The 26,651-nt window shown below is 71.3% G+C and carries 27 protein-coding genes and 1 riboswitch; of the genes, 14 read left to right on the top strand and 13 right to left on the bottom strand.

Annotated features, from left to right (window positions below; all coding sequences use genetic code 11):
• Positions 1–40 precede the first annotated feature (40 nt).
• Positions 41–1,027, bottom strand: coding sequence for a carbohydrate kinase family protein (locus VGN50_RS04875; RefSeq protein WP_327443551.1), 987 nt, complete (start codon positions 1,025–1,027; stop codon positions 41–43).
• A gap of 58 nt (positions 1,028–1,085) precedes the next feature.
• On the opposite strand from VGN50_RS04875, the gene VGN50_RS04880 reads away from it, so the two are divergent.
• Positions 1,086–1,811 carry a flavodoxin family protein gene (locus VGN50_RS04880; RefSeq protein ID WP_327443552.1) on the top strand — a complete coding sequence of 242 codons (726 nt, stop codon included), beginning with the start codon at positions 1,086–1,088 and terminating at the stop codon, positions 1,809–1,811.
• A gap of 52 nt (positions 1,812–1,863) precedes the next feature.
• On the opposite strand, the gene erpA is transcribed toward VGN50_RS04880, so the two are convergent.
• Both erpA and VGN50_RS04890 read right to left on the bottom strand, forming a co-directional pair.
• Positions 1,864–2,250: an iron-sulfur cluster insertion protein ErpA gene (gene erpA / locus VGN50_RS04885; protein WP_327443553.1), complete on the bottom strand. Its 387-nt coding sequence runs from the start codon at positions 2,248–2,250 to the stop codon at positions 1,864–1,866.
• A gap of 95 nt (positions 2,251–2,345) precedes the next feature.
• Positions 2,346–3,512, bottom strand: coding sequence for a glycerate kinase (locus VGN50_RS04890; RefSeq protein WP_327443554.1), 1,167 nt, complete (start codon positions 3,510–3,512; stop codon positions 2,346–2,348).
• A 96-nt stretch (positions 3,513–3,608) separates the two neighbouring features.
• Here VGN50_RS04890 and VGN50_RS04895 point away from each other — a divergent pair, with 96 nt between their 5' ends.
• Together VGN50_RS04895 and nadA are read left to right on the top strand one after the other, a co-directional pair.
• Positions 3,609–3,830, top strand: coding sequence for a hypothetical protein (locus VGN50_RS04895; RefSeq protein ID WP_327443555.1), 222 nt, complete (start codon positions 3,609–3,611; stop codon positions 3,828–3,830).
• Between the two features lie 21 nt (positions 3,831–3,851).
• A complete protein-coding gene (gene nadA, locus VGN50_RS04900) occupies positions 3,852–5,048 on the top strand; it encodes a quinolinate synthase NadA (protein WP_327443556.1) in 1,197 nt (398 codons plus the stop codon).
• Positions 5,049–5,090: 42 nt separating this feature from the next.
• Here the strand turns inward: nadA and VGN50_RS04905 are convergent, their stop codons facing one another.
• Genes VGN50_RS04905 through VGN50_RS04915 form a run of 3 tightly spaced genes read right to left on the bottom strand, consistent with a single transcriptional unit; the run spans position 5,091 to position 8,721 of the window.
• Complete coding sequence (locus VGN50_RS04905) at positions 5,091–6,332, bottom strand: saccharopine dehydrogenase family protein (RefSeq protein ID WP_327443557.1); 1,242 nt, start codon at positions 6,330–6,332, stop codon at positions 5,091–5,093.
• Entirely contained in the window at positions 6,329–7,339 is a 1,011-nt protein-coding gene (locus tag VGN50_RS04910; RefSeq protein WP_327443558.1) for a glutathione S-transferase family protein, read from the bottom strand. Before VGN50_RS04910 ends, VGN50_RS04905 begins: the two co-directional genes overlap by 4 nt.
• A gap of 17 nt (positions 7,340–7,356) precedes the next feature.
• Positions 7,357–8,721 carry a dipeptidase gene (locus VGN50_RS04915; RefSeq protein ID WP_327443559.1) on the bottom strand — a complete coding sequence of 455 codons (1,365 nt, stop codon included), beginning with the start codon at positions 8,719–8,721 and terminating at the stop codon, positions 7,357–7,359.
• 110 nt (positions 8,722–8,831) lie between these two features.
• Here VGN50_RS04915 and VGN50_RS04920 point away from each other — a divergent pair, with 110 nt between their 5' ends.
• On the top strand, positions 8,832–9,416 hold the full coding sequence (locus VGN50_RS04920) for a DUF3043 domain-containing protein (RefSeq protein ID WP_327443560.1): 585 nt from the start codon (positions 8,832–8,834) through the stop codon (positions 9,414–9,416).
• Between the two features lie 29 nt (positions 9,417–9,445).
• Here VGN50_RS04920 and VGN50_RS04925 read toward each other — a convergent pair whose 3' ends face one another.
• The gene (locus VGN50_RS04925; protein ID WP_327443561.1) at positions 9,446–9,661 is read right to left on the bottom strand and encodes a hypothetical protein; all 216 of its coding nucleotides are present in this window, start codon (positions 9,659–9,661) and stop codon (positions 9,446–9,448) included.
• An 18-nt stretch (positions 9,662–9,679) separates the two neighbouring features.
• Positions 9,680–9,847, top strand: a riboswitch (cobalamin riboswitch).
• An 89-nt stretch (positions 9,848–9,936) separates the two neighbouring features.
• On the opposite strand from VGN50_RS04925, the gene VGN50_RS04930 reads away from it, so the two are divergent.
• From VGN50_RS04930 to VGN50_RS04945, 4 genes are read left to right on the top strand one after another with little or no spacing between them, the layout of a single operon-like run.
• A complete protein-coding gene (locus VGN50_RS04930) occupies positions 9,937–10,635 on the top strand; it encodes an SCO2322 family protein (protein ID WP_327443562.1) in 699 nt (232 codons plus the stop codon).
• 24 nt (positions 10,636–10,659) lie between these two features.
• Entirely contained in the window at positions 10,660–11,772 is a 1,113-nt protein-coding gene (locus tag VGN50_RS04935; protein ID WP_327443563.1) for an energy-coupling factor transporter transmembrane component T, read from the top strand.
• On the top strand, positions 11,769–13,436 hold the full coding sequence (locus tag VGN50_RS04940) for an ABC transporter ATP-binding protein (RefSeq protein WP_327443564.1): 1,668 nt from the start codon (positions 11,769–11,771) through the stop codon (positions 13,434–13,436). Before VGN50_RS04935 ends, VGN50_RS04940 begins: the two co-directional genes overlap by 4 nt.
• Positions 13,433–14,281, top strand: coding sequence for an ECF transporter S component (locus VGN50_RS04945; protein ID WP_327443565.1), 849 nt, complete (start codon positions 13,433–13,435; stop codon positions 14,279–14,281). The genes VGN50_RS04940 and VGN50_RS04945 overlap by 4 nt, the downstream gene beginning before the upstream one ends.
• A 21-nt stretch (positions 14,282–14,302) precedes the next feature.
• Here VGN50_RS04945 and VGN50_RS04950 read toward each other — a convergent pair whose 3' ends face one another.
• Genes VGN50_RS04950 through gcvT form a run of 3 tightly spaced genes read right to left on the bottom strand, consistent with a single transcriptional unit; the run spans position 14,303 to position 16,793 of the window.
• Complete coding sequence (locus tag VGN50_RS04950; protein WP_327443566.1) at positions 14,303–15,172, bottom strand: LLM class flavin-dependent oxidoreductase; 870 nt, start codon at positions 15,170–15,172, stop codon at positions 14,303–14,305.
• 53 nt (positions 15,173–15,225) lie between these two features.
• The gene (locus tag VGN50_RS04955; RefSeq protein WP_327443567.1) at positions 15,226–15,684 is read right to left on the bottom strand and encodes an OsmC family protein; all 459 of its coding nucleotides are present in this window, start codon (positions 15,682–15,684) and stop codon (positions 15,226–15,228) included.
• Positions 15,685–15,686: 2 nt separating this feature from the next.
• Positions 15,687–16,793 (bottom strand): glycine cleavage system aminomethyltransferase GcvT, encoded by a 1,107-nt coding sequence (gene gcvT, locus VGN50_RS04960; protein ID WP_327443568.1) that lies wholly within the window; start codon positions 16,791–16,793, stop codon positions 15,687–15,689.
• 97 nt (positions 16,794–16,890) lie between these two features.
• Between gcvT and VGN50_RS04965 the strand changes: the two genes are divergently transcribed.
• On the top strand, positions 16,891–18,393 hold the full coding sequence (locus tag VGN50_RS04965; protein WP_327443569.1) for a leucyl aminopeptidase: 1,503 nt from the start codon (positions 16,891–16,893) through the stop codon (positions 18,391–18,393).
• Positions 18,394–18,483: 90 nt separating this feature from the next.
• Here VGN50_RS04965 and VGN50_RS04970 read toward each other — a convergent pair whose 3' ends face one another.
• Both VGN50_RS04970 and VGN50_RS04975 read right to left on the bottom strand, forming a co-directional pair.
• Positions 18,484–18,678, bottom strand: a complete 195-nt coding sequence (locus VGN50_RS04970) for a DUF5302 domain-containing protein (protein WP_327443570.1) — start codon at positions 18,676–18,678, stop codon at positions 18,484–18,486.
• Positions 18,679–18,758: 80 nt separating this feature from the next.
• Positions 18,759–19,034: a hypothetical protein gene (locus tag VGN50_RS04975; protein ID WP_327443571.1), complete on the bottom strand. Its 276-nt coding sequence runs from the start codon at positions 19,032–19,034 to the stop codon at positions 18,759–18,761.
• 273 nt (positions 19,035–19,307) lie between these two features.
• On the opposite strand from VGN50_RS04975, the gene lpdA reads away from it, so the two are divergent.
• Genes lpdA through VGN50_RS04990 form a run of 3 tightly spaced genes read left to right on the top strand, consistent with a single transcriptional unit; the run spans position 19,308 to position 23,548 of the window.
• Complete coding sequence (gene lpdA / locus VGN50_RS04980) at positions 19,308–20,690, top strand: dihydrolipoyl dehydrogenase (protein ID WP_327443572.1); 1,383 nt, start codon at positions 19,308–19,310, stop codon at positions 20,688–20,690.
• Between the two features lie 15 nt (positions 20,691–20,705).
• Positions 20,706–22,613: a 2-oxoglutarate dehydrogenase, E2 component, dihydrolipoamide succinyltransferase gene (sucB, locus tag VGN50_RS04985; protein ID WP_327443573.1), complete on the top strand. Its 1,908-nt coding sequence runs from the start codon at positions 20,706–20,708 to the stop codon at positions 22,611–22,613.
• A 35-nt stretch (positions 22,614–22,648) separates the two neighbouring features.
• Positions 22,649–23,548: a TIGR01777 family oxidoreductase gene (locus VGN50_RS04990; protein ID WP_327443574.1), complete on the top strand. Its 900-nt coding sequence runs from the start codon at positions 22,649–22,651 to the stop codon at positions 23,546–23,548.
• Here the strand turns inward: VGN50_RS04990 and VGN50_RS04995 are convergent.
• A complete protein-coding gene (locus tag VGN50_RS04995) occupies positions 23,545–25,044 on the bottom strand; it encodes a serine/threonine-protein kinase (RefSeq protein ID WP_327443575.1) in 1,500 nt (499 codons plus the stop codon). The genes VGN50_RS04990 and VGN50_RS04995 overlap by 4 nt on opposite strands.
• Positions 25,045–25,141: 97 nt before the next feature.
• On the opposite strand from VGN50_RS04995, the gene VGN50_RS05000 reads away from it, so the two are divergent.
• Both VGN50_RS05000 and lipB read left to right on the top strand, forming a co-directional pair.
• Entirely contained in the window at positions 25,142–25,864 is a 723-nt protein-coding gene (locus tag VGN50_RS05000) for a peptidase E (protein WP_327443576.1), read from the top strand.
• 47 nt (positions 25,865–25,911) lie between these two features.
• Positions 25,912–26,556, top strand: coding sequence for a lipoyl(octanoyl) transferase LipB (lipB, locus tag VGN50_RS05005; RefSeq protein ID WP_327443577.1), 645 nt, complete (start codon positions 25,912–25,914; stop codon positions 26,554–26,556).
• The last annotated feature ends 95 nt before the right edge of the window (positions 26,557–26,651 follow it).

The following is a 26,651-nucleotide window of genomic DNA, read 5'->3' on the forward strand; positions in this document are numbered from 1 at the left end:
CACGGTCGGTCACTGTCGGTGATGGACGAGAGCCCGGCCGTTACGGCGCGATACAGGTGATGTGCGGGGCGATGGCGTCCGCGGACTCCTGTCCGTAGGCCTCGGCCAGGCGGCGCAGGAAGCGCTCCTTGCCGAGGGTGTACTCCTGGGTGCCCACCGTCTCGATGACATAGGTGGCCAGCATCGACCCGAGCTCGGCGGCATGGCGCAGCCCCAGGTCGGCCGCCAGGCCGGTCAGGAAGCCGGCCCTGAAGGCGTCGCCGACACCGGTGGGATCGGCGCGGCGCACCTCGCGTGCCACCGACACCTCGACGGGGGCCTCTCCCCGCCGCTCGATGACGACGCCGTCCTTGCCCTTGGTGATGACGCGGGTGGTGACGCGCGCGGCGATCTCCTCAGAGGTCCAGCCGGTCTTCTTCTCCGTCAGCGCCGCTTCGTACTCGTTGGTCAGCAGGTAGTCCGCTCCGTCGATGAGCTCGCGGATGGTCTCGCCGTCGGCGAAGGCCAGCTGCTGGCTCGGGTCGGCGGCGAACGGGATGCCCCGAGAGCGGCATTCACGGGTGTGGCGAAGCATGGCCTCCGGGTCGTTGGCGCCCACGACGACCAGGTCCAGGCCGCCGACCCGCTCCGCGATGGGGCCCAGCTCGATGCCGCGCGCCTCGCTCATGGCACCGGCATAGAACGTGGCGATCTGCGCCATGTCCTCGTCCGTCGTGCACACGAACCGCGCGGTGTGCTTGGACTCGGACACGTGCACCGACACGCAGTCGACGCCGTGTCGCTCGAGCCAGCTGCGGTAGTCCGCGAAGTCCTCGCCGACCGCACCCACCAGGATCGGACGCTGACCGAGCCCGGCCATGCCGAACGCGATGTTGGCGGCCACGCCGCCGCGGCGCACCTCGAGGTCGTCGGCCAGGAAGGACAGCGAGACCTTGTCGAGCTGTTCTACGACGAGGGAGTCGCGGAACCTGCCGCGGAAGGTCATGAGGTGGTCGGTGGCAATGGATCCAGTGATGGCTATCTGCACCCTGGAAACCTACCCGCTTGACCGCACCCAGGCTGCACTCGCTGCGTAGGCTCGCCCCATGACTGAGTCAGCGATCCGAGAGTTCGACTTCGGCGGACTGCGAGCGACGTTCGTCAACTGCACGCTCAAGCGGTCCCCCGAGACCAGCAACACCCAGGCCCTGGTCGACATCAGCGCCTCGATCATGGCCAAGCACGGTGTCGAGGTCGAGGTGATCCGGGCGGTCGACCACGACATCGCCACGGGCGTCTATCTCGACATGACCGAGCACGGCTGGGAGCGCGACGAGTGGCCGACGATCTTTGCGCGCCTGCTGACCAGCGACATCCTCGTGCTGGCCGGACCCATCTGGCTCGGCGACAACTCCAGCGTCACCAAGCGGGTGATCGAGCGGCTGTATGCCGGTTCGTCCATGACCAACGCGAGTGGCCAGTACGTCTACTACGGCAAGGTGGGCGGCGCCATCATCACGGGGAACGAGGACGGCATCAAGCACTGCTCCTCGAACGTCCTCTACAGCCTCCAGCACATCGGCTTCGCCATCCCACCGGGCGCGGACGCCGGGTGGATCGGCGAGGCCGGGCCGGGTCCGTCCTACCTCGACCCCGGCAGCGGCGGCCCGGAGAACGAGTTCACCCAGCGAAACACGACGTTCATGACGTGGAACCTCATGCACCTCGCGCGGCTGCTGCGCGACGCGGGAGGGTTCCCGGTGGGTGGCAACCAGCGCACCGAGTGGGACGCCGGCGCGCGGTTCGACTACCCGAACCCCGAGTACCGCTGAGCCCGGCGCCGTATCGCTGAGCGATACGGCGCCGGGCTCGAAGCGGGCTGGGTCAGCTGAAGGAGTCGCCGCAGGCGCAGGAGCTGCCCGCGTTGGGGTTGTCGATGGTGAAGCCCTGCTTCTCGATGGTGTCGGCGAAGTCGATGCTGGCGCCCTCGAGGTAGGGGGCACTCATGCGGTCGACGACGACCTCGACACCGTCGAAGTCGCGCACCAGGTCACCGTCGAGCGTGCGCTCGTCGAAGTAGAGCTGGTAGATGAGCCCCGAGCAGCCACCGGGCTGCACGCCGACGCGCAGTCGGAGGTCGTCGCGGCCCTCCTGCTCGAGCAGGGACTTGACCTTGGCAGCGGCGACATCGGTGAGGAGCACGCCGTGCGAGGTCTCGGCGGCCTGCGTCGTGGTGTCGCTCGCCGGAGCGGTCTGGTCCTGAACACTCATGGTGATGCGTCCTTCATGTCGGTGGAGGGGGCCATCAGAGCCAACCCACGGTTCGCGCGGATTGTTCCCCGCGCAGTTCCCACTGTACGTCGTGGTCAGCGCGAGGGGGACCAGGTGGCGGCGACCCGGACCGCCCGAGCGCGCAACGTGCCCACCGGGTCAGCCATCGCCGCCTCCAGCTGAGCCGGCGTCTCGGCGACCGCATAGGTGCCCGACAGCCCCAAGGTCATCGCCTCGCGCCGCCCCACCAGCGTCTGCCCGGCGATGACGACGCTCGGCGTGGCGGTCTCGAGGGCCGTCGCGGCGACCCCGGCGACGACCTTGCCCTGCAGGCTGGACCAGTCGAAGCACCCCTCACCCGTGACGACCAGGTCGGCAGCGGCGGCGAGGTCGCGGAAGCCGACGGCGCGCAGCACCTCCTCGACGCCGCTGACCCTCGTCCCACCCAGCAGGTACAGGGCGTAGCCGAGGCCTCCGGCCGCCCCTGCACCGGGCTCCTTGTCGAGACGTCGCGGCTTGCCGGTGAGCAGGTCCGTGGGCTCGGGAACCGTGCGGCGGACGACCTCGGCATACCGCCCCAGGGCACCCTCCAGGGCCTGGGCCAGCTCGGGAGACGCGCCCTTCTGCGGCGCGAACACTGCGCTGGCGCCCTGCAGCCCCAGCAGTGGTGAGTCCACGTCGGTGGCGAGGACGAGCTCCACGCCGGCGAACCGCTGGCGCACCTCGTGGAGACCGGCCAGGGCATCGTCGGAGAGCTCGGCCAGCGCCAGCCCGCCGCGGGCCAGGGCGCCCTCGGGGCCGGCCCCGAGGGCGGCGAGCAGCCCTGCTCCCCCGTCGTTGGTCGCACTGCCCCCGAGCCCGACCACGATGCGCGTGGCCCCGGCCGCGAGCGCGACATCGAGCAGCTGGCCCACACCCCAGGTGCTCGTGACGGCGGGGTTGCGTTCGTCGGCGTCGAGCAGGTGCAGGCCGGCCGCCTGCGCCGACTCCAGGTAGGCCGTGCGCCTCCCGTCCAGGTCCACCAGGGTCAGAGCCGCCGGCACCTCGCGACCGAGCGGATCGGCGACGGTGCTGGCGAGGGTCTCCGCCTGCGGGAACGCCGCACCCAGCACCTCGAGGAAGCCGGGCCCCCCGTCGGACAGCGGCAGCAGGGTCAACAGGTCGTGGGGGGCGGCCTCGCGCCAACCAGAGGCGATGGCTTCGGCGGCCTGCTGCGCGGTGAGCGTGCCGGTGAAACAGTCCGGAGCGATGACGACGTGCACGGAGCCATCTTGTCAGCAGCCGCTGAGCACGGGACACGCCTGGGTAAGGCGACCCTACTGTCAGCCATACTCGCCAAACGGGTCCACACTGGTGGGATGCGCCCTCGTTCATCGGCCAACAAGCCGCACCTGCCCAACAGCCCCTTCCGGGCTCAGCCGACGCCGGAGGTCCACCCGTTCGAGGTCAACGACCGCGTCACGCACGACCGGCACGGTCTCGGATCGGTGGTGCGCATCACCGGCGACCGTATGGAGGTCAGGTTCGGCCAGATCATGGTCAGCGTGGCCCGGAACAGCACCAAGATCCACCCGCTCTGAGCGGCGGCATACGATCGGGACGTGAGCACCTCCACGGACGCCCCACGCACCGCGCCGCTTCCCCTGCTCGTCCTCGGGCGCGGCACCGACCTGCACAGTGAGCGCGGCGTCGAGTGTCCCGGTGACCTGCCCGCGCCGTCCGACCCCGGGCTGGTCGAGCGGGCCCGTACCGCGAAGGAGGCGCTGGGCGATCGAGTGTTCGTGCTGGGACACCACTACCAGCGCGACGAGGTGATCGAGTTCGCCGACGTGACCGGCGACTCGTTCAAGCTGGCCAAGGAGGCTGCCGCCCGGCCCGACGCCCCCTACATCGTGTTCTGCGGCGTCCACTTCATGGCCGAGTCGGCCGACATCCTGACCAGCGACGAGCAGACGGTCATCCTGCCGGACCTCGCGGCAGGGTGCTCGATGGCCGACATGGCCGCCATCCGCCAGGTCGAGGACGCCTGGGACGACCTGGTCGAGGTTGGGGTCGCCAACCGCACCGTTCCCGTGACGTACATGAACTCCTCGGCCGCCATCAAGGCCTTCACCGGTCGTCACGGCGGCACGATCTGCACGTCCTCCAACGCCAAGACCGCCCTGACCTGGGCGCTGGAACAGGCCGGCGAGGGCGGCAAGGTGCTGTTCCTGCCCGACCAGCACCTGGGCCGCAACACCTTCGTCCGCGACCTCGGCGGCTCTCTCGACGGCTGTGTCGTCTTCGACCCGCACCGGCCGATGGGCGGCCTGACACCCCAGGAGCTGCAGGACGCGACGATGATCCTGTGGCGCGGGCACTGCTCGGTGCACGGCCGGTTCAGCGTCGAGGCAGTCGAGCAGGCCCGCCGCGAGATCCCCGGGGTGCGGGTGATCGTGCACCCCGAATGCCGTCACGAGGTCGTCCAAGCGGCCGACGAGGTCGGTTCGACGGAGCGCATCATCTCGACGATCGCCGCGGCGCCGGCAGGCACGCGGTGGGTGGTCGGCACCGAGCTCAACCTGGTGCGACGTCTGGGCGCCATGTTCCCCGAGCAGCAGATCGCCTTCCTGGAGAAGAATGTCTGCTACTGCTCGACGATGAACCGGATCGACCTGCCCCACCTCGTGTGGGCACTGGAGTCGCTGGTCGCGGGCCGGGTCGTCAACCCGATCCGGGTCGACGACGAGGTGGCGCACTATGCCCGCGTCGCCCTCGACCAGATGCTCGCGCTGCCCGGCGAGACCCAGCGCGACTGAAACCCAGGGCGAGTCGGGCCCAAGACGTCTGAGGCGCGCCGGTCAGGTCTCCTCGACCGTCAGCGTGAAGCCGCGAGCGCGCAGCCGGTCCACGAGCGCGTCACCCATGGCGGTCGCCGGGGTCAGCGCTCCCGCCGAGGCAGGCAGGCGTTCGCCGTCCAGGGCCAAGCACAGCGCCGACTCTGCGAGCATCACGGCCGTCGCGGCATAGCCAGGGTCACCGTCGGCCGCCACGATGGCTCGGTAGCGCCGGCCCGTCTCAGTGGTCGTGCGCAGCTCCATGCGGAACCAGCCCGCAGCGCGGCTCTGCGCGCTGGGGCCCTCGCCGGGCTTGGGTGCCAGGCGGTCGAACCAGGGGCGCAGGCGCGGCTCGCTGAGCGCCTTGAGCGCCAGACCCAGGACGCCCGTCATGAGCATCGCCTGGCGACGCCCCTTGAGGCCGCGGCCGTATGCACTCAGCTCGCGGTAGCGGAACCTGCGGCCGTAGTCGTGGCCGCGAAGTGCGTTGCTACGCCTGACCACTCGCGTGTTGAAGGCTGCCATGACGAACGGCCCGACCCACTGGCCGGTCTCCGCATCGACGAACACCGAGCGCGGGTCGTGCTCGGGGCCCAGCTGAGGCTCGGCCTCCCGGTCGGGGCTCAGGGAGTAGGGGTCGAAGACGACCTTCGCGAGCCGCCGGTCGGCCGTGACCTCGTCGATCTGGGTGCGCGAGGAGTCGATGGTGCCACCCGACAGGCCGCCTTTGGCGCGGGCCAGGAGCGTGGTGTCCAGCAGACCACCAGCGCCGTCCTGGCGCGCTCGCTCGTGCAGCATGAGCACGCCCAGGTCGGAGGGGATCGAGTCGTAACCGCAGGACGTGACGATCCGGGCGCCCGTGCGACGAGCGGTCTCGTCACACTCGTCGACGACGCGACGCACGAACAGGACCTCTCCGGTGAGGTCCGCGTAGTGCGTGCCCGCCTCGGCGCAGGCGCGCGCGAGCGGCAGACCGTACTTGAGGAACGGCCCGACGGTCGTCGCCACGACAGTGGTCGAGGCGGCCAGGTCGGCCATGGCTCGTTCGTCCGCCGCATCTGCCACGACGAGCGGCCAGTCGTGCGCGGCGCTGGGCAGCTCGGCGCGCACCGCCTCCAGCTTGGCGAGTGAACGCCCCGCGAGGGCGACCCGCGTGCCTTCGGGTGCGTGCTGCGCGAGATCGGCGGCAAGCAGCCGCCCGACGAACCCAGTCGCGCCATAGACCACGACGTCGTAGGGACGGCTGGCGCCGATGGGACTGGTCATGGCCGGTGCTCCTCGGGGACGCGCTCGCTGTCGTGGACCGGCCCGGGCGGCGTGCCGTCGCCGAACGGGGAGCCGCCGAGCTGTTCGCGGTGATGAGGGGTGAGCCACCCGCGCAGGTCGGGCCCGCCGGGGACGACCCCCGTCGGGTTGATGTCGTGGTGGACGACGTAGTAGTGCCGCTTGATCTGGACGAAGTCTGTGGTGTCGCCGAAACCAGGCGTCTGGAAGAGGTCGCGCGCGTAGGCCCACAGCACCGGCAGCTCGGTGAGCTTCGAGCGGTTGCACTTGAAGTGGCCGTGGTAGACGGGGTCGAACCGCGCGAGCGTGGTGAACAGCCGGACATCGGCCTCAGTGATGCGCTCCCCCATGAGGAAGCGCTGGGTGGCCAGGCGCTCCTCGAGCCAGTCCAGGGCGGCGAACAACCGCTCGTATGCCGCGTCGTAGGCCTCCTGGGTACCCGCGAAGCCACAGCGGTACACACCGTTGTTGACCTCGGTGTAGACGCGCTGCATGACCTCGTCCATCTCGTCCCGCTGGCCCTCGGGATAGAGGTCCGGAGCCCCCCTGCGGTGGTAAGCGGTCCACTGCGTCGACAGGTCGAGGGTGATCTGGGCGAAGTCGTTGGTCACCACCTGGCCGGTCGGCACGTCGACGATGGCCGGGACCGTGATGCCGCGCGGGTAGCCCGGCTGGCGTCGCTCGTAGGCGTCCTTCAGCCGCGGGATGCCGAGCACGGGATCCACGCCGCCGGGGTCCAGGTCGAACGTCCAGCTGTCCTGGTCATGCGTGGGGCCGCACAGACCCATGGAGATGGCGTCATCGAGACCGAGCAGCCGTCGCACGATGATGGCCCGGTTGGCCCAGGGGCAGGCCCGGGCGGCGACGAGCCGGTACCGGCCGGCCTCGACTGGCCATGGGCTGGTGCCGTCGGCGGTGATGCGGTCGGTGAGGTAGCGGGTGTCGCGTTCGAAGGAGGGCTCCACGTAGCCCTGGGTCTGCACTGCCATCCGCCGAACCTAGCCGGTCAGCGCTTCATGGCGCCCAGTCGCGCCAGCAGGACGGCCTCGGCGACGCAGACCTTCTCGAACTCGCCGAGGTGCAGGGACTCGTTGGCCCCGTGGGCCCGGGTGTCCGGGTCCTCCACGCCGGTGACGAGGATCGCCGCCTGCGGGAACTTCTCGGCGAAGGCCGCGACGAACGGGATGGAGCCGCCGACGCCGATGTCGACCGGCTCGACACCCCAGGCGTCCGTGAACGCCGCCCGGGCCTGGTCGTAGACCGGCCCGGTTGCGTCGGCGTCGAAGCCGGCGCCCTGGTCGTCCAGGTGGACCTCGACCTTCGCGCCCCAGGGGGTGTGCGCCTCGATGTGCCGCTGTACCGCGGCATACGCGTCCAGGGGCACCTCGTCGGGAGCCAGGCGGATGGAGACCTTGGCGCTGGCCGTGGGGACCAGGGTGTTGGAGGACTTCGCGACGGACGGCGCGTCGAGGCCGATGACCGTCGCGGTGGGCTTGGCCCACATCCGGTCGAGCAGCGAGCCGGTGCCGATCACCCCGACGCCGTCGAGCAGGCCCGACTCCTCGCGCAGGCGGTCCTCTCCGAACTCGAGGTCGGCGGCGTGGCCGGACTTCAGCCCCTGCACGGCCACGTCGCCGGCCTCGTCGTGGAAGGTGGCCAGCAGCCGCACCAGCGTCGTCAGAGCGTCGGGCACGGGGCCGCCGAACATGCCCGAGTGGATGCCGTGGTCCAAGGTGGTGACCGTGACCACGACCCGGATCAGGCCGCGCAGGGTCGTCGTGAGCGCAGGCTCGCCGAGCGCCCAGTTGGTCGAGTCGGCCAGCACGATGGCGTCGGCCCGCAGCCGGTCGCCGTGGCGCTCGAGGATGGTGGCCAGGGAGTCGGAGCCGATCTCCTCCTCCCCCTCGACGAAGACGGTCACCCCGACCGGCAGCTGGCCCGTGTGGGCACGCAGGGCCGCGAGGTGGGCCATGATCCCGGCCTTGTCGTCGGCGGCGCCGCGGCCATAGAGCCGGCCGTCGCGCTCGGTCGGCTCGAAGGGCGGGCTGTCCCAGTCCTCGTCGGCGCCGGGAGGCTGCACGTCGTGGTGGGCGTAGAGCATGACGGTGGGAGCGCCCTGCGGCCCGTCGATGTGGCCGATCACGGCCGGACGACCGCCCTCGCGCACGATCTCGACCTCGAGACCCTCGGCGCGCAACAGGGCGGCGGTGGCCTCGGCGCTCGCCTCGACCTGAGCCTGGTCGAAGGCGTCGAGGGAGACGCTCGGGATGCGGGTGAGGTCCTCGAGGTCCTTGCGCAGGCCGGGCATGAGCCCGGCCACCGTGGTCTTGAGAGCGGAGATCTGGTCGGGCGTCAGCACGTCGTCGGTCACGAGGCGTGAGCCTAGACCGTGAGCCGGACGGTCGAGGCGACCCAGGTGGGTGCTCGTCGTCGCCGAGCCGCGATGCGGGGCCTGCCCCGGCCACGGCATACAGTGGGTCTGTGTTCGGACGTAGCAGCAAGACCCTCCAGGAGCAGCAGAGCGAGACGGTTCTGCGCGAGCCGCGCGATGGCGCCAAGAACAGGCCCACGCCCAAGCGGCGCGACCAGGAGGCCGCGAACAAGCGTCCGCTCGTCGTCACCGACCGCAAGGCTGCCCGCGAGGTCGAACGCACCAACCGCCGCCAGGCGCAGCTGAAGCAGCGCGAGGCCATGGTCACCGGGGACGACGCCAACCTGCCTGCCCGCGACAAGGGGCCGGTGAAGCGCTACGTCCGCGACTACGTCGACGCCCGGTGGAACCTCGGCGAGTTCATGCTGCCGGTGATGCTGGTCGTGCTGGCGCTGTCGTTCATCCGCTCGCCCCTCGTGTTCGCGTTCGTGTCCATGGGGGTCTACGCGCTGCTGCTCGTCGCCATCGTCGACGGTTTCCTCATGTGGCGCCGGCTGAAGAAGCGGCTCGTGGCGAAGTTCGGCGCGGGCCAGACGGTGCGCGGGCTCGCGATGTATGCGGCGATGCGCAGCTTCCAGCTGCGCCGCTCGCGGATGCCGCGCCCCCAGGTCAAGCGCGGTCAGTACCCCAGCTGACCCGTCACCCCAGCGGACCCGTCATTCTGCTACTCGGGGGGCCGCAGGCTCATCGGGCCGTAGACGGGCGCGCCGTCCCGCAGCAGCGTGACGGCGTCGACGCCGGCCGCGCTCAGGTCGTGCCAGCTCTCGCCGAACCAGTTCTCCGCGTCGGACTGTGACGGGAACTCCGTGGTCGCCAGCGCTCCGCCGGAGAGCTCGCGGCCCTCGGCGTCGAGGTAGGTCCAGGTCCATGCATCGGCCATGGTCCACACCCTAGGACCAGGCTTTGACAGGAGCGCGGTGGGGTGGGACGGTTCGTTCGTCGATTCAGCCACGCCCTGGGTAAGCCGGTCACATTCCGGCGCTGTCCCGCAACCGTAGGCTGCCGACCGCCTCGTCCGAGGCGGTCGGTGGTAAGCCGGAAAACCAGCCGAGGCCCTTCGACTCCAACTATGTCCGTCGTGGAATGCGGACCGGAGTCACAGACGATCCCGCGCAGCGGGTGCGTCTTCTCGCCGGTCGCGAGGAGGAAATGCACATGGCGCGCGCCAGCCTGCGGTCGTCCCTGCTCTTGTTCACGCTCGTCGCCGCCCTGGGAGCCGCCCTCGTGGTGCCAGCAGGCTCGGCCGATGCTGCGGCATACCGCTTCTGGGGGTACTTCCAGCTCAGCGGGTCGTCGTGGAAGTTCGCACCGAAAGGCCCCGACCAGCTGACTCCGGCCAACGGCGCCGTCGAGGGGTGGCGCTTCGCGCTCGCCAGCGAGACCGATACGCGCGCCCCCCGGGTCCACCCCACGTTCGACGCGGTCTGCGGCGCCACCAAGGCCGAGAGTGGCAAGAAGCGCGTCGCCGTCGTCATCGACTACGGCCGTGTCGCCGACCAGGAGGACGGCGCGCAGGTGCCGGCCCCCGTGGCGAAGTGCGCGCTCGTCCCGACGGCAGCCACTGGCGCCGAGGTCCTCGCGGCCGTGGCCACCGTGCGGACCGACAAGGGGCTGGTCTGCGGCCTGGACAACCACCCCGCGACGGGCTGCGGTGGTGCGGTCAAGACCGTCTCCGCAGCAGCGGCGGCGCCCGACACGCCCGTGACCCTGGCGGCGCGGCCTGCGGCACCCGCAGCCGCATCGACGAGCCCTGCCCAGTACATCGGGATCGGTGTTGTCATCCTGGCCCTGCTGGCTCTCGGTGTGGTCGCGCTCCGCCGGCGTCGCAGCGCCTTCGGGCCATCCGAGCTCTGACCCGACGCGCACGGACTGCTCTCGATGACTCGCTCCCCCACCTTGCCCAGGCTGCTGCATCCGGCCGCCTGGTGGGTGTGGGGCGCGGGTCTGGCCGTCGCCGCCTCGCGCACCACCAACCCGTTCCTGCTCGTGCTGGTGGTGGCGGTCGCAGGATGGGTGGTCCTCGAACGACGTGACGTGGGCTCCTCCAACGCCTTCGCCCCGTTCCTCCTCGTGGGGATGTTCGCTGTGGGGTTGCGCGTCGTCATGGTCGCACTGCTCGGTGGGGGCGTGACCGGGAGCACCGTCCTCGTCCGCCTCCCGCAGCTGCCCTTGCCCGCGTGGTCCGGTGGCCTGCGGCTCGGCGGACCGGTGACGGCCGAGGGCATTCTCGCGGCTGCCTACGACGGGCTTCGGCTCGCCGCCATGCTGGCCTGCCTCGGCGCGACGAACGCCCTGGCCAGCCCTCGACGGTTGCTGCGGTACGTCCCCGCCACTCTCTATGAGGTGGGAACGGCTGTCGTCGTGGCGCTCACATTCGCCCCGCAGCTGGTCGAGGACGCCCGGCGGGTCCGCCTGGCCCGTCGCCTCCGGGGACACACCGGCCGAGGGATCCGCGAGATCGCCCGCCTCGCAGTGCCCGTGCTCGTCGGCGCCCTCGAACGCTCGCTCCACCTCGCGGCCTCGATGGAGTCGCGCGGGTACGGCCGGGCCGTGCGGCGCACCCAGAGGTCAGCCCGTCTGGGCGGAGCGCTCACCATCCTGGGGTTGCTCGGCGTGGTTCTCGGCCTCTACGGCATGCTCGACACGACGAGCCCTGTCGCACTGGGGCTGCCGACGCTGGTGGCCGGCACGGTCTGTGCAACGGCAGCACTGCTCGTCGGGGCCCGCCGTGACCCGCGGACCCGCTATCGCCGTGATCCTTGGGGGGTGCCGGAGACCTTGGTCACCCTGAGCGGCGTGGTTCCGGCGGGTGTTCTCATAGCCGCCAGCATCCCGGGGTGGGGTGGAGTGGCGCCCCAGCAGGTGCCCGCTGTCGTGCCCACGGTCAACCTGGCTCTGGTGGCGGCCATCCTCGTCGGCGCCGCGGCGGCCGTGGCCGCGCCGGTACCGCCCCAGGTCGCCGGTCTGAGAACAGCGAGGGCCGAAGCGTGATCGAGTTCCAGGACGTCTCTGTCGCGTATGCCGTGGGTACCCAGGGCGCGGATGTTCAGCCCCAGCGGGTCGCTTTCACCGGCGCCACCTTCACGGTGCCCGAGGGCGAGCTCGTGCTGGTCGTCGGACCGACAGGTGCGGGCAAGTCCACTCTCCTGCGCTGCATCAACGGCCTAGTGCCGCATTTCTCGGGCGGCACGCTCAGGGGGCGCGTCGTGGTTGACGGTCGCGACACCCGGGTCCACCGCCCTAGGGATCTCGCCGACCTCGTCGGCTTCGTGGCCCAGGACCCGGTCTCGTCGTTCGTCACTGACACGGTCGAGGAGGAGGTCGCCTACGGGATGGAGGCGATGGGTGTCGACGCCACTGCCATGCGTCGGCGGGTCGAGGAGACCCTCGACCTCATGGGGTTGTCCGACGTGCGGCATCGTGCCCTCAAGGACCTCTCCGGCGGCCAGCAGCAACGCGTCGCGATCGGCGCAGTCCTCGCGGCGGGGCCCCGGATCCTCGTGCTCGACGAGCCGACATCGGCGCTGGACCCCGTCGCCGCAGAGGACGTGCTCGCCACCCTCCACCGGCTCGTGCACGACCTGGGTATCACCGTCGTCGTGGCCGAACACCGCCTGGAGCGGGTCATCCACCACGCCGACCGGGTACTGCTGCTCGAGTCGGGTCGGGTCAGCGGGCTGCTGGACCCCGCCGACGCCATGGTCCACTCCCCCGTCTTCCCCCCTGTCATCGCGCTGGGGCGAGCCCTCGAGTGGCGCCCCCTGCCCCTGTCGGTCCGCGACGCCCGCCGGCGGGCTCGGGAGCTGCGCGGGTCGCTGACGCCCCCGGCGCCGTCCCCGTCGCCGTCGCTGTCCCCGTCGCCGTCGCCGTCGAGCCGGACAGACGCGCAACGACCGCCGGTCACACGTCTCGAGCGTCTGACGGTGCGGCGGGGGCCGGTGGTGGCGCTCCGAGAGGTCGACCTCAGCGTGCGACCGACCGAGGTGGTCGCTCTCATGGGACGCAACGGCGCAGGCAAGTCGACCTTGCTCGCCTGCATCGCGGGGCAGCTTCAGCCGTCTGGCGGCCGGGTGCGCCTCGGCGACCTCGACCCTGCTCGCAGTGCGCCGGCGCAGATCGTGCGGCGGGCCGGCCTGGTGCCCCAGGACCCCTCTCTGATCCTGTATGCCGACACCGTGGCCGACGAGCTCGCCACTGCAGATCGCGACTTCGGGCTGCCAGCCGGGTCCACAGCCGCGGTTCTCGACCGTGTGGCACGCGGGGTCGCCCGGGACCAGCACCCGCGCGACCTCTCCGAGGGGCAACGTGTCAGCCTCGCCCTGGCGGTCGTCCTCGCGTCGATGCCACCGCTTGTCCTGCTCGACGAGCCGACCCGGGGCCTGGACTACGCCGCGAAGCGACGGCTTGTCCAGGTGCTCGCCGGACTGGCCGCGCAGGGCCGCGCCGTGGTCCTCGCGACGCACGACGTCGAGCTGGCCGCCGAGGTCGCCACGCGTGTCGTCATCCTGGCTGAAGGGGAGGTCGTCGCCGACGGGCCGGCCACGGATGTCCTGGCGGGCTCTCCGGCGTTTGCTCCTCAGGTGGCCAAGATCCTTCACCCGCTGCCCTTCCTCACCGTCGATGATGTCGTCGCCGCCCTCGGGCAGGCGTCATGACGACCGGCCGTTGGCGCGGAGCGCTGACCATGGGGCTGGTCATGGTGGTGGGCGTGGTGGCGTTCGGCTGGCCGTTCCTGGCCACGTCGGGGTCCGAGCTCGACCAGCTGGGCCACAGTGGCGATGCCTCATTGGTCTTCGTCGCCCTGATGGCCCTGCTCGCACTGGTCCTGCTGGCCGAGCTCGGGTCGGGCGGCATGGATGCCAAGACGGTGGCCGTGCTCGGGGTCCTCGCGGCAGCCGGCGGCGCCCTCCGCGTGCTCTCGGCAGGCACCGCGGGCCTCGAGCCGATGTTCTTCCTGCTCGTGATCGCCGGCCGAGTCCTGGGGCCCACCAAGGCGTTCCTCCTGGGGGCGCTTGCCCTGCTCACCTCGGCCTTCCTCACCGCCGGGGTGGGCCCTTGGACCCCGTTCCAGATGCTGAGCTGCGGCTGGGTGGCCATGGGAGCCGCCCTCCTTCCGCGCGTGATCGTGCGGTCCGAGCGGTGGCTGCTCACGGCATACGGCCTGGTGGCGGGTCTGGCCTATGGGGCCGTCATGAACCTGTGGTTCTGGCCGTTCCTCGGCTCGAGTGCACCATCGGGAGCAGGGTTCACCCCGGGTGCCGCCGCCACGGCGAACCTGCAGCACTACGCGGTGTTCTATCTGGCGACCTCGCTCGCGTGGGACCTGCCAAGGGGGGTCCTGACCGCGGTGTTGACGTGGGTCGCGGCCCCGCCTCTGTTGCGGGCCCTGCGTCGCAGCCTGCGGCAGGCACGGTTCGAGGCACCGGTGGCGTTCGCACCTCCCCACTCCCCCATCGCTGCCTCCACGCTCTCCGCCCCGCCAGCATCACCCCTCCGCTAGCGACCCGCCCGCAGGTCGCACTCAATGGCTGGTCGGCGGCCCTCCCTCCACCCGGCGGCGGACCTCGGCGTGGCCGGCGGGACCGTCGTCGAGGTTCCACCAGCCCTCGACCCACCAGGTCGCTCCGGCCTCCTCCCAGTCGGACGGCCCGCCCTCCAGGTGCACGTGCTCACCCCAGCTGTCCGCCTCGACGACCCGCTCGTATCCCTGCCACGGCAGCCCCTGCTGCTCGCGCATCCCCCGCACCAGGCTCACCACCTGGGCGAACGACTCGAGGTCGTAACCGGCCTGACCCTGCGGCGCGGCCGCCGGGTCCTCGGGGACGATGGCAGGCAGCAGCCCGTCCCAGCCCGCCGCCCGCTCGAGCGAGGGCTGGCGCGCCCGGCCGACCCGATAGGCGCCGACCACCCAGACCGGCGGATGCGGCTGATGCATGGGAGGCGGTGGCAGCCGGAAGTCCGTGGGGCGCGCCGAGTAGTGCCTGCCCCGAAACGTGAACGGCTGGCCGTGCATGAGCCCGGCGTAGATGGCAAGGCACTCGTCGAGCCGCTCCGCGCGCACGGCGCGGCCCTCGTCGGCCTCGAACGCGAGCCAGCCGTCATGCAGGGCCCCGAGGCCGACGGACATGACGGCCCTGCCCCCGCTGAGCCGGTCGACGGTGCCCACCTTGGAGGCGAGGTCCCACGGCCGGTGCCGAGCGGCCGGGGTGAGCAGCGTGCCGAGCCGAATGCGTGAGGTGACCATGGCCGCCGCTCCCAGACTCACCCAGGCATCGGTGCCCCATAGGGCCTCCCAGGTGAAGATGCCGTCCCACCCGTGCTGCTCGCCGAGGACCGCCAGCTCGGTGAACAGGCGAGCATCGGAGAACGGGACGACGACGCCGAACCTCATGACGCGACGCTACGCCGCGGCACCGACAGCGGGCATCGCGACCGCGCACGACGTCAGACGTGCACCACCGTGGGCTCGAGAACCACCTCAGACGTCAGCGAGCTCGCGATGTAGCACTCGTCATGGGCCTGAAGAAGCAGCGCCTGCACCGTCTCGTCGTCGGTGTCGCCGCAGACTGACACCCTGGGTCGCAGGGTGATTCGGGTGATGCGCTGTGGGACGGCCGTGGCCGGCATCTCGCCGAATGCCTCGTCCTCGTAACCCACCACGTCGACGCCCTGCCGTGCCGCCACCGCCAGGAACGACAGCAGCTGGCACGAGCTGGCCGCCAGGACGAGCAGCTGCTCGGGGTTGGGCAGGTCCGCGTCCCCGCGAAAGTGCGGGTCCGCGCTGAGGTCCAGCCCCTCGACGGCCGGTGGCAGGTATGCCGAGTGGGCCCGCGGGTACGCGGCGTACCCCAGGCCGGTCGACCCGGTCCACTGCACCTGCGCGCGGTAGTGGTGCCCCGGCATACTCAGCCCTCGCGGACCCCGACCTCGACGAACGGCGGCTTCACGACGCGGGCCGGGACCTCGCGCCCACGCACGTCGATGACGACCTCGGTGCCCTCAGCGACACTCGGCGCCAGCAGGGCCAGGGCGATGCCGTTCTTCAGGGTCGGGCTGAAGGTGCCCGAGGTGACCTCGCCGATGACCTCGCCATCGAGCCGCACCTCGCAGTGCGCCCGGGGGATGCCGCGACCGGTGGCCAACAGGCCCCACGCGACGCGAGCCGGGCCCTCGGCGCGCTCAGCCGCGAGCGCCTCCTTGCCCCAGAAGGCGTCCTTCTTCCAGCCGACCGCCCAGCCGACGCGCGCCTGGACGGGGGTGATCGACGGGGACAGCTCGTTGCCGTGCAGGGCATAGCCCATCTCGGTGCGCAGGGTGTCCCTGGCGCCGAGACCACAGGGCAGCCCGTCGTAGGGCGCGGCCGCCTCGACCAGCGCATCCCACAGCTCGCCGGCCACCTCCCACGCAGGAACCAGCTCGTAGCCCCGCTCCCCCGTGTAGCCGGTCCGGCACACGATGACCGGGTGACCGTTCCAGTCGGTCTCGGCGAACGACATGTAGTCGTGCCCGGTCGGCAGCCCGAGCGCGTCGAGAACCTCATCGGACCTGGTGCCCTGCACCGCGATGACGCCGTAGCGGTCGTGCAGGTTCTCCACGGTGATGCCCTCAGGGGCAGCCGCCGCGAGGAGGGCGACCACCGCAGCGGTGTTGGCCGCGTTGGGGATGAGGAACACGTCGTCGTCACTGCGCAGGTAGGCGATCAGGTCGTCGACAACACCCCCAGACTCGTTGCAGCACAAGGTGTACTGCGCCTTCCCCTCGTGGATCCGCCCCAGGTCGTTGGTGAGGCAACGGTTGACGAACTCACGCGCGCCCGGCCCCGACACCCGAGCCTTGCCCAGGTGCGAGACGTCGAAGAGGCCGACCGAGGTGCGCACGGCGGTGTGCTCGCGAACCACGCCGCCACCGGGGTACTCGATCGGCATCTCCCACCCACCGAAGTCCGCCATCTTGGCGCCGAGCGCCACGTGACGGTCGTGGAGGGGGGACGTCTTGAGGTCTGGGTCGCTCATGGCGCGAACGCTACCGCCCCTTAGCCTGCCAGCCCGCAGCAGCACGGTTATCCTGCGCTGCAGCAGGTGCCAAAAGCCCCCATCAGAAGGATGCCTTGTGACGACCGTCAACGTCTCCGACCGCTCTGCCCACGACCTCAAGGTCGACGTGCTGGTCCTCGCCACCGTCGGAGTGGACGGAACCGCGCGACTCGCGGCCGCCCACGGACTGCCACGCGAGGCCGCCTCCCACATCGAGACCTCGCTTGAGGCCCTGGCGGCTGCCGGGGCCGCCGAGGAGGTTCACACGCTGACGGCAGTGCCCGGAGTGCGCGCGCCGCTGGTGGTCGTCACGGGCCTGGGCAGGCAGGCCGCAGACTCCTCCGGTTTCGACCACGAGGTGCTGCGGCGCGCCGCCGGTGCGGCTATCCGCTCGGTGAAGGGGGGCGGCAAGGTCGTCGTCTCCCTCCCCGCACCGGACGAGGCAGCCGTGGCCGCCATCGCCGAGGGCGCTGCGCTCGGCGCCTACCGGTATGCCGGCGTGCGCGGCCCCAAGGCCAAGCCCGCCAAGCCCGTCACCGCCATCACTGTCGTCACGGGTGTGGCGCGGAGCAAGGCCGCCAAGGCGGCAGCCACGCGCGCCGCCGTCCTCGCGGAGGCCAAGGCCTACGCGCGCGACCTGGTGAACACCCCGCCCAACCAGCTGTTCCCCAAGTCCTTCGCCGACTCGGTCACGGCGCGGGCCCGCTCGGCCAGCGGCAAGGTCAGCGTCACCGTGCTCGACGAGAAGGCGCTGGTCAAGGGCGGCTTCGGCGGCATCGTCGGCGTCGGCCAGGGCTCGGTGAACCCGCCCAGGCTCGTCACCCTCACCTGGTCCCCGTCGAAGGCGAAGGGCTCGGTCGCGCTGGTCGGCAAGGGCATCACGTTCGACTCCGGTGGCCTGTGCATCAAGCCGCCGGCCTCGATGCTCACCATGAAGTCCGACATGGCCGGAGCCGCCGCCGTGGCCGCGACCGTGTTCGCCGCGGCCGAGCTCGGCCTGCCCGTCACCGTGACCGGCTATCTCTGCCTGGCAGAGAACATGCCGAGCGGCTCGGCCCAACGTCCCAGCGACGTGGTCACGATGCGTAACGGCACCACCGTCGAGATCCTCGACACCGACGCCGAGGGCCGCATGGTGCTCGGCGACGGGCTGGCCTTGGCGGGCGAGGCCAAGCCTGACGTCATCGTCGACATCGCCACCCTCACCGGAGCCCAGATGGTCGCCCTCGGGGCGCGGGTCGCCGGCATCATGGCGAACGACGACGCCTTCCGCGACCGGGTCCGCGCCGCGGCCGACCAGTCGGGAGAGGCCGCGTGGCCGATGCCCCTGCCGCAGGACCTGCGCAGCCAGCTCGACTCGCAGGTCGCCGACATCGCCCACAAGGGCGAGCGCTGGGGCGGCATGCTGACGGCCGGGTTGTTCCTGCGCGAGTTCGTCGAGGAGGGGACCCCCTGGGCGCACGTCGACATCGCCGGACCGTCCTTCAACGAGGGGTCCGCCTGGGGCTACACGCCCAAGGGCGCCACCGGGTTCGGCGTCGCCACCCTGCTCACGTTGGTCGAGAGCTACGCCGGCTGACCGGCACACGACCTGCACGCTGAGAGGGGCCCGTCCGACACCGGACGGGCCCCTCTCAGATATGTCCGCGGGTCTATCCGCGGGCGGTGTTCACCCGCTCTTGCGACGGAACATCTGCTGCGTCGCGCTCGTCGCGGCGCTCTGCGCGTGGTCCACCTTGCCGTGCTCGTGGTCGTCGGAGACGTCACGTCCGGCATGGGACTGCTTGCGCTCCAGCGCCTCGCGGAACCTGCGCTTGACGTCCTCGCTCGGCCCCTGCTGCCCAGACTTGCCATTGCCAGACATGGTTCCTCCTGCTCGTCCGAACTGCTCGTGTGAGCCTCCACCCTCGCACCTTCGGACGACCAGAACCACCGGTTAGCGCGTCAAGGCTTGTTGCGTTGGCGGGAGTTCCACTCGCGCATGCGCTGCGGATACCCCGTGTGGAGCACGTCGTAGACAGGGATCCCGAGGCTCGTGGCCAGCTCGAAGGCGGCCTGGCGGGTGCCGGCCGCCCGCCTGGTCCACTCCCCGTCGTGGGCGATGAGGATCACCGTGGTGGCCGTGACGTTGGTCGGGGGTTCGACATACGCCTCCACACCCCGGCGGCTGGCGACGAAGTCGGCGAGGTGACGCCGGACCGCCTGTTGGTCCACCGCCATGTTGGGACCGTCGGACGGCCCGCCGTGTCGCGAGCCCCGGCGTCTGCGCCACCACACCATGGCGCAACGATACGGGGCGAAGGTGCGCGGCCCCGAGGGTTTCGCGCCGTTTCGGCGCGTCTCTCACCCCGCCCGCGCCGGGGTGAGACCTGCTTGTGCCTGTCAGGTCCATCAGTGACAAGATGCACTGTGTCGCACGCGACACGGTCACCACATGACCGGCGGCTGCAGCGACACGACCCACGACGCGAACGACGCAAGGGAGCGACCAGGATGTCGGCTGACGCCGAGAGCACCACCTTCGACGTAGTGATCCTCGGCGGCGGCAGTGGCGGATACGCCTGCGCGTTCCGCGCGGCCGAGCTCGGCCTGCGCGTCGCTCTCGTCGAGAAGCACAAGCTGGGTGGCACCTGTCTGCACGTCGGCTGCATCCCGACCAAGGCGCTGCTCCACGCCGCCGAGGTCGCCGACACCGCCCGCGAGGGCGAGCGCTTCGGCGTGAAGTCCACCTTCGAGTCCGTCGACATGTCGGGGGTCAACGCGTACAAGGACGGCGTCATCGCCCGTCTCTACAAGGGTCTCCAGGGTCTCGCCAAGGCTCACCAGATCGAGCTCATCGAGGGCGAGGGCCGGCTCGTCGACCGCTCGACGGTCGAGGTCGGTGGCCGGGCCGTGCGGGGCCGGCACGTCGTCCTCGCCACGGGGTCGTACCCCAAGTCGCTGCCTGGTCTCGAGATCGGCGGCCGCATCATGACCAGTGAGCAGGCGCTCGCGATCGACTTCGTACCGCCGCGCGTCGTCGTCCTGGGCGGCGGCGTCATCGGCGTCGAGTTCGCCTCGGTGTTCCGCTCGTTCGGCTCCGAGGTGACCGTGGTCGAGGCACTGCCCCGACTGGTCGCCGCCGAGGACGAGGCGATCAGCAAGCAGCTCGAGCGCTCGTTCCGCAAGCGCAAGATCGCCGTGAAGACGGGCGTCCGGTTCGCGGGTGCGACCCAGAGCGGCGACACCGTCACCGTCTCGCTCGAGGGCGGCGACTCGATCGAGGCCGACCTGCTCCTCGTCGCCGTGGGCCGGGGTCCGGTCACCGAGGGCCTGGGGTATGCCGAGGCCGGCGTCACCCTCGACCGCGGCTTCGTGACGACCGACGAGCGGCTGCGCACCGGCGTCGAGGGCGTCTACGCCGTGGGCGACATCGTGCCGGGGCTCCAGCTCGCTCATCGCGGCTTCGCCCAGGGCATCTTCGTCGCCGAGGAGATCGCCGGGCTGGAGCCGGCGCTGATCGACGAGACCGGCATCCCACGGGTGACCTACTGCGACCCCGAGATCGCGTCCGTCGGTCTGACGGAAGCCCAGGCCGCGGAGAAGTACGGCGAGATCGAGACCTACGAGTACAACCTCGGCGGGAACGGCAAGTCCCAGATCCTGCAGACCCAGGGCTTCGTCAAGCTGGTCCGCGAGAAGGACGGTCCTGTTGTGGGCGTCCATATGGTCGGCGCCCGGATGGGCGAGCAGGTGGGCGAGGCGCAGCTGATCTACAACTGGGAGGCCCTCCCTTCCGACGTGGCATCGCTGATCCATGCCCACCCCACGCAGAACGAGTCACTCGGAGAGGCGCACCTGGCCCTCGCCGGCAAACCGCTCCACGCACACAACTAAGAGGAGAACGAGCAGATGTCTGAACGCGTGACCATGCCGGCGCTGGGTGAGTCGGTCACCGAAGGCACCGTGACGCGCTGGTTGAAGAACGTCGGCGACACCGTCGCGGTGGACGAGCCGCTGCTCGAGGTCTCCACCGACAAGGTCGACACCGAGATCCCTTCACCAGTGGCGGGCGTGCTCCAGGAGATCCTCGCGGGTGAGGACGACACGGTCCCAGTCGGCGCAGACCTCGCGGTGATCGGTGACGGCAGCGAGTCCGGCGCCGGCGGGTCCCAGGGCGGGTCGGCCGACGCGCAGCAGGGCGACCAGGGTGGTCAGCAGGGCGACGTCGGGGCCAGCCCCGTGCCGGAGACGCCCTCGGTGGACCAGGAGCCGCAGCAGCAGAACTCCGAGCCGGAGAGCTCCCAGCAAGGCCAGCCGTCGCAGGACCAGCAGGATGGCCAGCCGCAGGGCGGCGACTCCGGTGGTGGCGAGACGGTCCGTATGCCGGCGCTCGGCGAGTCGGTCACCGAGGGCACGGTGACGCGCTGGCTGAAGGCCGAGGGAGACCGGGTCGAGGTCGACGAGCCGCTGCTCGAGGTGTCCACCGACAAGGTCGACACCGAGATCCCCTCCCCCGTAGCCGGGGTTCTCACCAAGATCCTCGTCGCCGAGGACGACACCGTCCCGGTCGGTGGCGACCTCGCCGTCATCGGTGGCAGCGCCCCCGCGCAGCAGCAGTCTCAGCCAGCCCAGGAGCAGGAGCAGCCCCAGCCCGCGCAGGAGGCGCCGAAGCAGCAGGAGCAGGCACCCGCCCAGGAGCAGGCACCGCAGCAGGCACCGGCAGTACCTGCACCCGCTCAGGCTCCGCAGGCCCAGGCACCCCAGGCCCAGGCACCCCAGGCAGCGCCTGAGCAGGCGCCCGCCGCCCCTGCTCAGGCTCCCCAGGCCGATGGCGGCCAGGCTGCCGACGCGTCGGCATACGTCACTCCGCTCGTACGCAAGCTGGCGGCAGACAACAACGTCGACCTCGGCGCACTCACGGGCACCGGCATCGGTGGGCGGATCCGCAAGCAGGACGTCCTCGACGCCGCCAAGGCCGCCCAGGACGCGGCACAGCAGCAGTCGACCCAGCAGCAGGCGCCTGCAGAGCCCGCGGCCGCACCGGCCAGCGCTGCCCAGTCCGGGGCCGCCGCGGCCAGTCGCCCGGCCGCGCCGTCGCCCAAGCGTGGCACCACCGAGAAGATGTCGCGCCTGCGACAGACCATCGCCAAGCGCATGGTCGAGTCCCTGCACGTCTCGGCGCAGCTCACCACGGTGGTCGAGGTCGACGTCACGAAGATCGCTCGCCTGCGGGCCAGGGCCAAGAGCGAGTTCGAGCGTCGCGAGGGCACCAAGCTCAGCTTCCTGCCGTTCTTCGCGCTCGCGTCCGTCGAGGCCCTGAAGGCGCACCCGACGGTCAACGCGAGCGTCGAGGGCGACCAGGTCACCTACCACGGATCCGAGAACCTCGGCGTGGCCGTCGACACCGAGCGCGGCCTGCTGGTGCCCGTCATCAAGGACGCCGGCGACCTCAACATCGCCGGGCTGGCCCGCAAGATCGCCGACCTCGCCGAGCGCACCCGGGGCAACAAGATCACGCCCGACGAGCTCGGTGGTGGCACGTTCACGCTGACCAACACCGGCAGCCGCGGAGCGCTGTTCGACACGCCGATCATCAACCAGCCCAACGTGGCGATCCTCGGCACCGGCGCGGTCGTCAAGCGTCCCGTGGTCGTCACCGACGTCGACGGCGGCGAGACGATCGCGATCCGCTCGATGGCCTACCTGGCCCTGTCCTACGACCACCGGATCGTCGACGGCGCCGACGCCGCTCGGTTCCTGACCACCATGAAGGCCCGGCTCGAAGAGGGCAACTTCGAGGCCGACCTCGGTCTCTGAGCGACGACCCGGACCTCTTGAGACCACCACCACACATGTCGAAGCGCGTCGCCGTCACCGGTTCGTCCGGACTGATCGGCGGCGCGCTCTCGGCGTACCTGGAGAAGCGCGGGGACGAGGTGGTCCGGCTGGTACGGCGGACCCCGCGTGACTCCACGGAAGTGCAGTGGGACCCCTCCTCGCGGGAGCTCGACCCGACGGCTCTGCGGAGCATCGACGCCGTGGTCCACCTGGCCGGAGCGGGTGTCGGCGACCACCGCTGGACCCCGGCCTACCAGCGCGAGATCCTTACCTCCAGAGTCGACGGCACCACGGCCATCGCCGGCGCTCTCGCGCAGCTCGGTGGCGACGTCCGGCTGGTGAGTGGCTCCGCGGTGGGCTTCTACGGCGACCGGGGTGACGAGCTGCTCACCGAGGACTCGGAAGGCGGCACCGGGTTCCTCAGCGAGGTCGTGCGGGCCTGGGAGGCAGCCGCAGAGCCGGCCCGTGCGGCAGGCATCTCCGTGGCGCACCCGCGCACCGGCATCGTGCTGGCGGCGTCCGGCGGAGCCATGGCGCGCATGCTCCCGTTGGCTCGGCTGGGCATCAACGGGCCACTGGGAAGCGGCACGCAGTGGTGGCCCTGGATCTCGTTGCGAGACACCGTCGCCGGCCTCGCGTTCCTTGTCGACCACCCCGACCTCACCGGTCCGGTGAACCTGGTCGGCCCATCCCCCGACAGGCAGCTCGACCTGGCTCGTGAGCTGGGCCGTCAGATCCACCGGCCGGCGCTGCTGCCGGCCCCGGCGTTCGGCATCAAGCTCGTGCTGGGTGGTTTCTCCGACGAGGTCCTGACGAGCAAGCGGGCGATGCCGGCCCGGCTCGCCGAGGCCGGCTTCGTGCACCAGGACACCACCCTCGCGTCGGCGCTACGCGCAGTCCTCGCGGACGCCTAGGGAGCACTCACCTCCTCGATGCGCCATCCGGCGTCCTGCCAACGCAGCGAGAAGCGCACCACCGGCGCGGGCGGCAGCCGCTCATGCCGGACGACTCCTCCTGCGTCATCCACCGTGTATGCCGTGGTGTCCACGGCCGCGTCGATCTGCGCCGTGGTGGCGGTGCACTCCACGTAGCGCGCGCTCCGCACGCGAAAGGCGACATCGCGGTAGGACCGGTGGTGAGCCGCGAGGTCACGAAGCAGCGCCGCGTCGTCACGCATGGCGACCGATCCCGTCACATCCAACGACTCGAGCTCGGCGGGCACCCGACTGGTCATCGTCCGGGCCCGACGGTCCGCGAGTGCCTGCATCAGCCCCACGGGGTCGCGACGAGCAGCGGCGGGGTCAGTGGTGAGGTCGCGAGGCGTCACGGAGACGAGGGTTCTGGGCCGTTGCGGCACCGCGCTCGGATGCGGGGGGATGCGCCACGGTAGGTGGTCCGCGAACGCGACGCCTGCCACGGCCAAGCCCAGCGCGGTCATCACAGCGGCGCCCACGAGCAGCCATCGCAGCCTGGGCCGCCCTCGGACCCGAGCGGCCGCTCGAGATGCGGCCGGTGGGGCCGGCTGGGACCTGCGCAGCCGGTGGGTCAGCAGTGAGGTGTCGTCCGCGCCGACGACGAGCCGTAGCGGCTCACACGGCGCCGAGTCGAAGTAGGCCAGGGCCAGCTCTGCCGCGGTCGGTCGATCGGCGGGGTCGCGCGAGAGCGCCTGTGCGGTGACCGCTCGCCACGACTCCGGCAGCCCGGGAGCCAACGCGTCCAGCGGCTGCCGCAGGGATGCCGGGGTCGGAAGCTCCCCGGTGACGCACCACCACCCCAGAGCGCCCACGGCATAGACGTCGGAGGCAGCGGTCCGCGGCGACCCGTCCTCGAGCTCGGGAGCCACGAAGCCGGTCGTCCCATAGGTCTGAGCGTCCGACACCCCGGCCACCTGTGCGACGCCGAGGTCGGAGAGCACCGGCCGGCCGCTCCGCTGGAGCAGGACGTTGCGCGGCGAGACGTCACCGTGGACCACGCCCATCGCGTGCAGCCCGGCGAGCGCTCTCGCCACGGGCACCAGCACGGTCACGCTCTCACCCACGCTGAGGTGACCGCGGGCCCGAACCGCGCTCCAGAGCGAGCCGCCGGCGACGTGGTCCAGTACCAGGGCGAGCGACGGCGGGTCGGTGTGGAGGCCGATCGCCTCGTGGAAGCCGACCAGCCCCTCGACCGACACCCGGCCGAGGACAGCCAGCTCGCGCGCGGCGTGGCCGCCCGGCTCGTCGACCGGCTGGTCGCCCGCCTGGTCGACCGGCTTCACGTGCGCCCCGACGGGCACCACCTTGACCGCCACCGGCAGCAGGTCTCGCGACCGTAGCGCCGCCCACACCGTGCCGGTCGCGCCAGTCCCGAGGTGCTCGCCGAGCCGGTAACCGGGGACGTCCGGAGGCGGCATGGGGTCGGTCGCGTCCATGGGCGCCACTATGCCGAGATCGCCGTGCGAGGCCGCGAGCTTCTCCACAGGCCGTCCTTCTGCACTGGCCGTCGGGGCAGGCCCATAGGGTGCCTCCATGCCTGCAGACCAGCCCACGATCCTGGCCACCTCCGGTGGCTACCGCCTGGCCGACCGGGTGCGTTTCGAGTTCGATGCGCTCGTGCACCACGCCGTCGAGCTCTCCGGCGCCACAGGACGGCCTCGGCTGACGCATCTCGGCACCGCCGGCGGGGACCAGCGGTTCGCCAACGACTGGATGAGCGACGCCGCTCGGGTGGCCGGGTTCGAGCTGACCAACCTCAACCTGTTCTCGATGCCGAGCATCGAGGACATGGAGGGGCACCTCCTCGAGCAGGACGTCGTCTGGGTCAACGGTGGCTCCGTGGCGAACCTCCTGGCCGTATGGCGGGTCCACGGGCTCGACGCCATCTTCCGCAGGGTGTGGGAGGCCGGGGTGGTGCTCGCCGGCGTCTCCGCCGGCTCGATCTGCTGGTACTCCGGCGGCACCACCGACTCGTTCGGACCGGAGCTGCGCGCCGTGACCAACGGGCTGGCGTTCCTGCCCTTCGGCAACGGCGTGCACTACGACTCCGAATCCCGCCGCCGTCCACTCGTGCACCAGCTGGTCGCTGACGGCACGCTGCCGACGACCCACTGCACCGACGACGGCGTCGGCCTGGTCTATCGCGGGACCGATCTGGTCGAGGCGGTCAGTGAGGTCGACGGCAAGGGCGCGTACGTCGTGACCCGCGAGGGCGACGTCGCGACCGAGGAGCGGATCGAGCCGCGTCGCCTCTGACCAACGCTGCCCGTGGTGGGCTGACAGCCTCGGCGTACCCTGACGTCATGCGTTTCGAGCACGTGGGCTTTGCACCGGAGTTCGTCGACTATCAGCGGGCCTGGGACCACCAGCGCGAGGTCCACGCCGCTGTCGTGGCTGGCGGCGAGGACACCGTGCTGCTGCTCGAGCACTCCCCCGTCTACACCGCCGGCAAGCGGACGCTCGACTCCCAGCGGCCGTTCGACGGCACCCCGGTGGTCGACGTCGACCGGGGCGGCCTGATCACCTGGCACGGTCCTGGCCAGCTCGTCGGCTACCCGATCGTGCGGCTGCATGGCGTGCCCATCGACGTGGTGGCCCACGTGCGCCGGCTCGAGGAGGTGATGATCCGGGTGTGCCGCGAGTTCGAGGTCGAGACGACTCGGGTCGAGGGCCGCAGCGGGGTGTGGGTGCTGGCCGACGACCGTGGTCCGGACCGCAAGCTCGGCGCCATCGGCGTGCGGGTCAGCCGCCAGGTCACCATGCACGGGTTTGCGCTCAACTGCGACGCCGACCTGTCCTGGGCCGACAACATCGTGGCCTGCGGCATCGACGACGCGGGCGTGAGCTCGATCAGCCGGGAGGCAGACCGGACGGTGACCGTCCAAGACGTCCTGCCGTATGCCGAGAAGCACCTGAGCGAGGTGCTCACCGCAGCTACCCGGCCCTAGCCGGGGCACGACCGGGCGTACCCTTGAAGGACGCCCGGTGACCTCCGGGCGGACCTGTGCCCCGCGGCATACCGCTCGGCAGCACTGACGAAGGG

This window comes from Pedococcus sp., from assembly GCF_036000045.1.
Classification (GTDB): Bacteria; Actinomycetota; Actinomycetes; order Actinomycetales; family Dermatophilaceae; genus Pedococcus.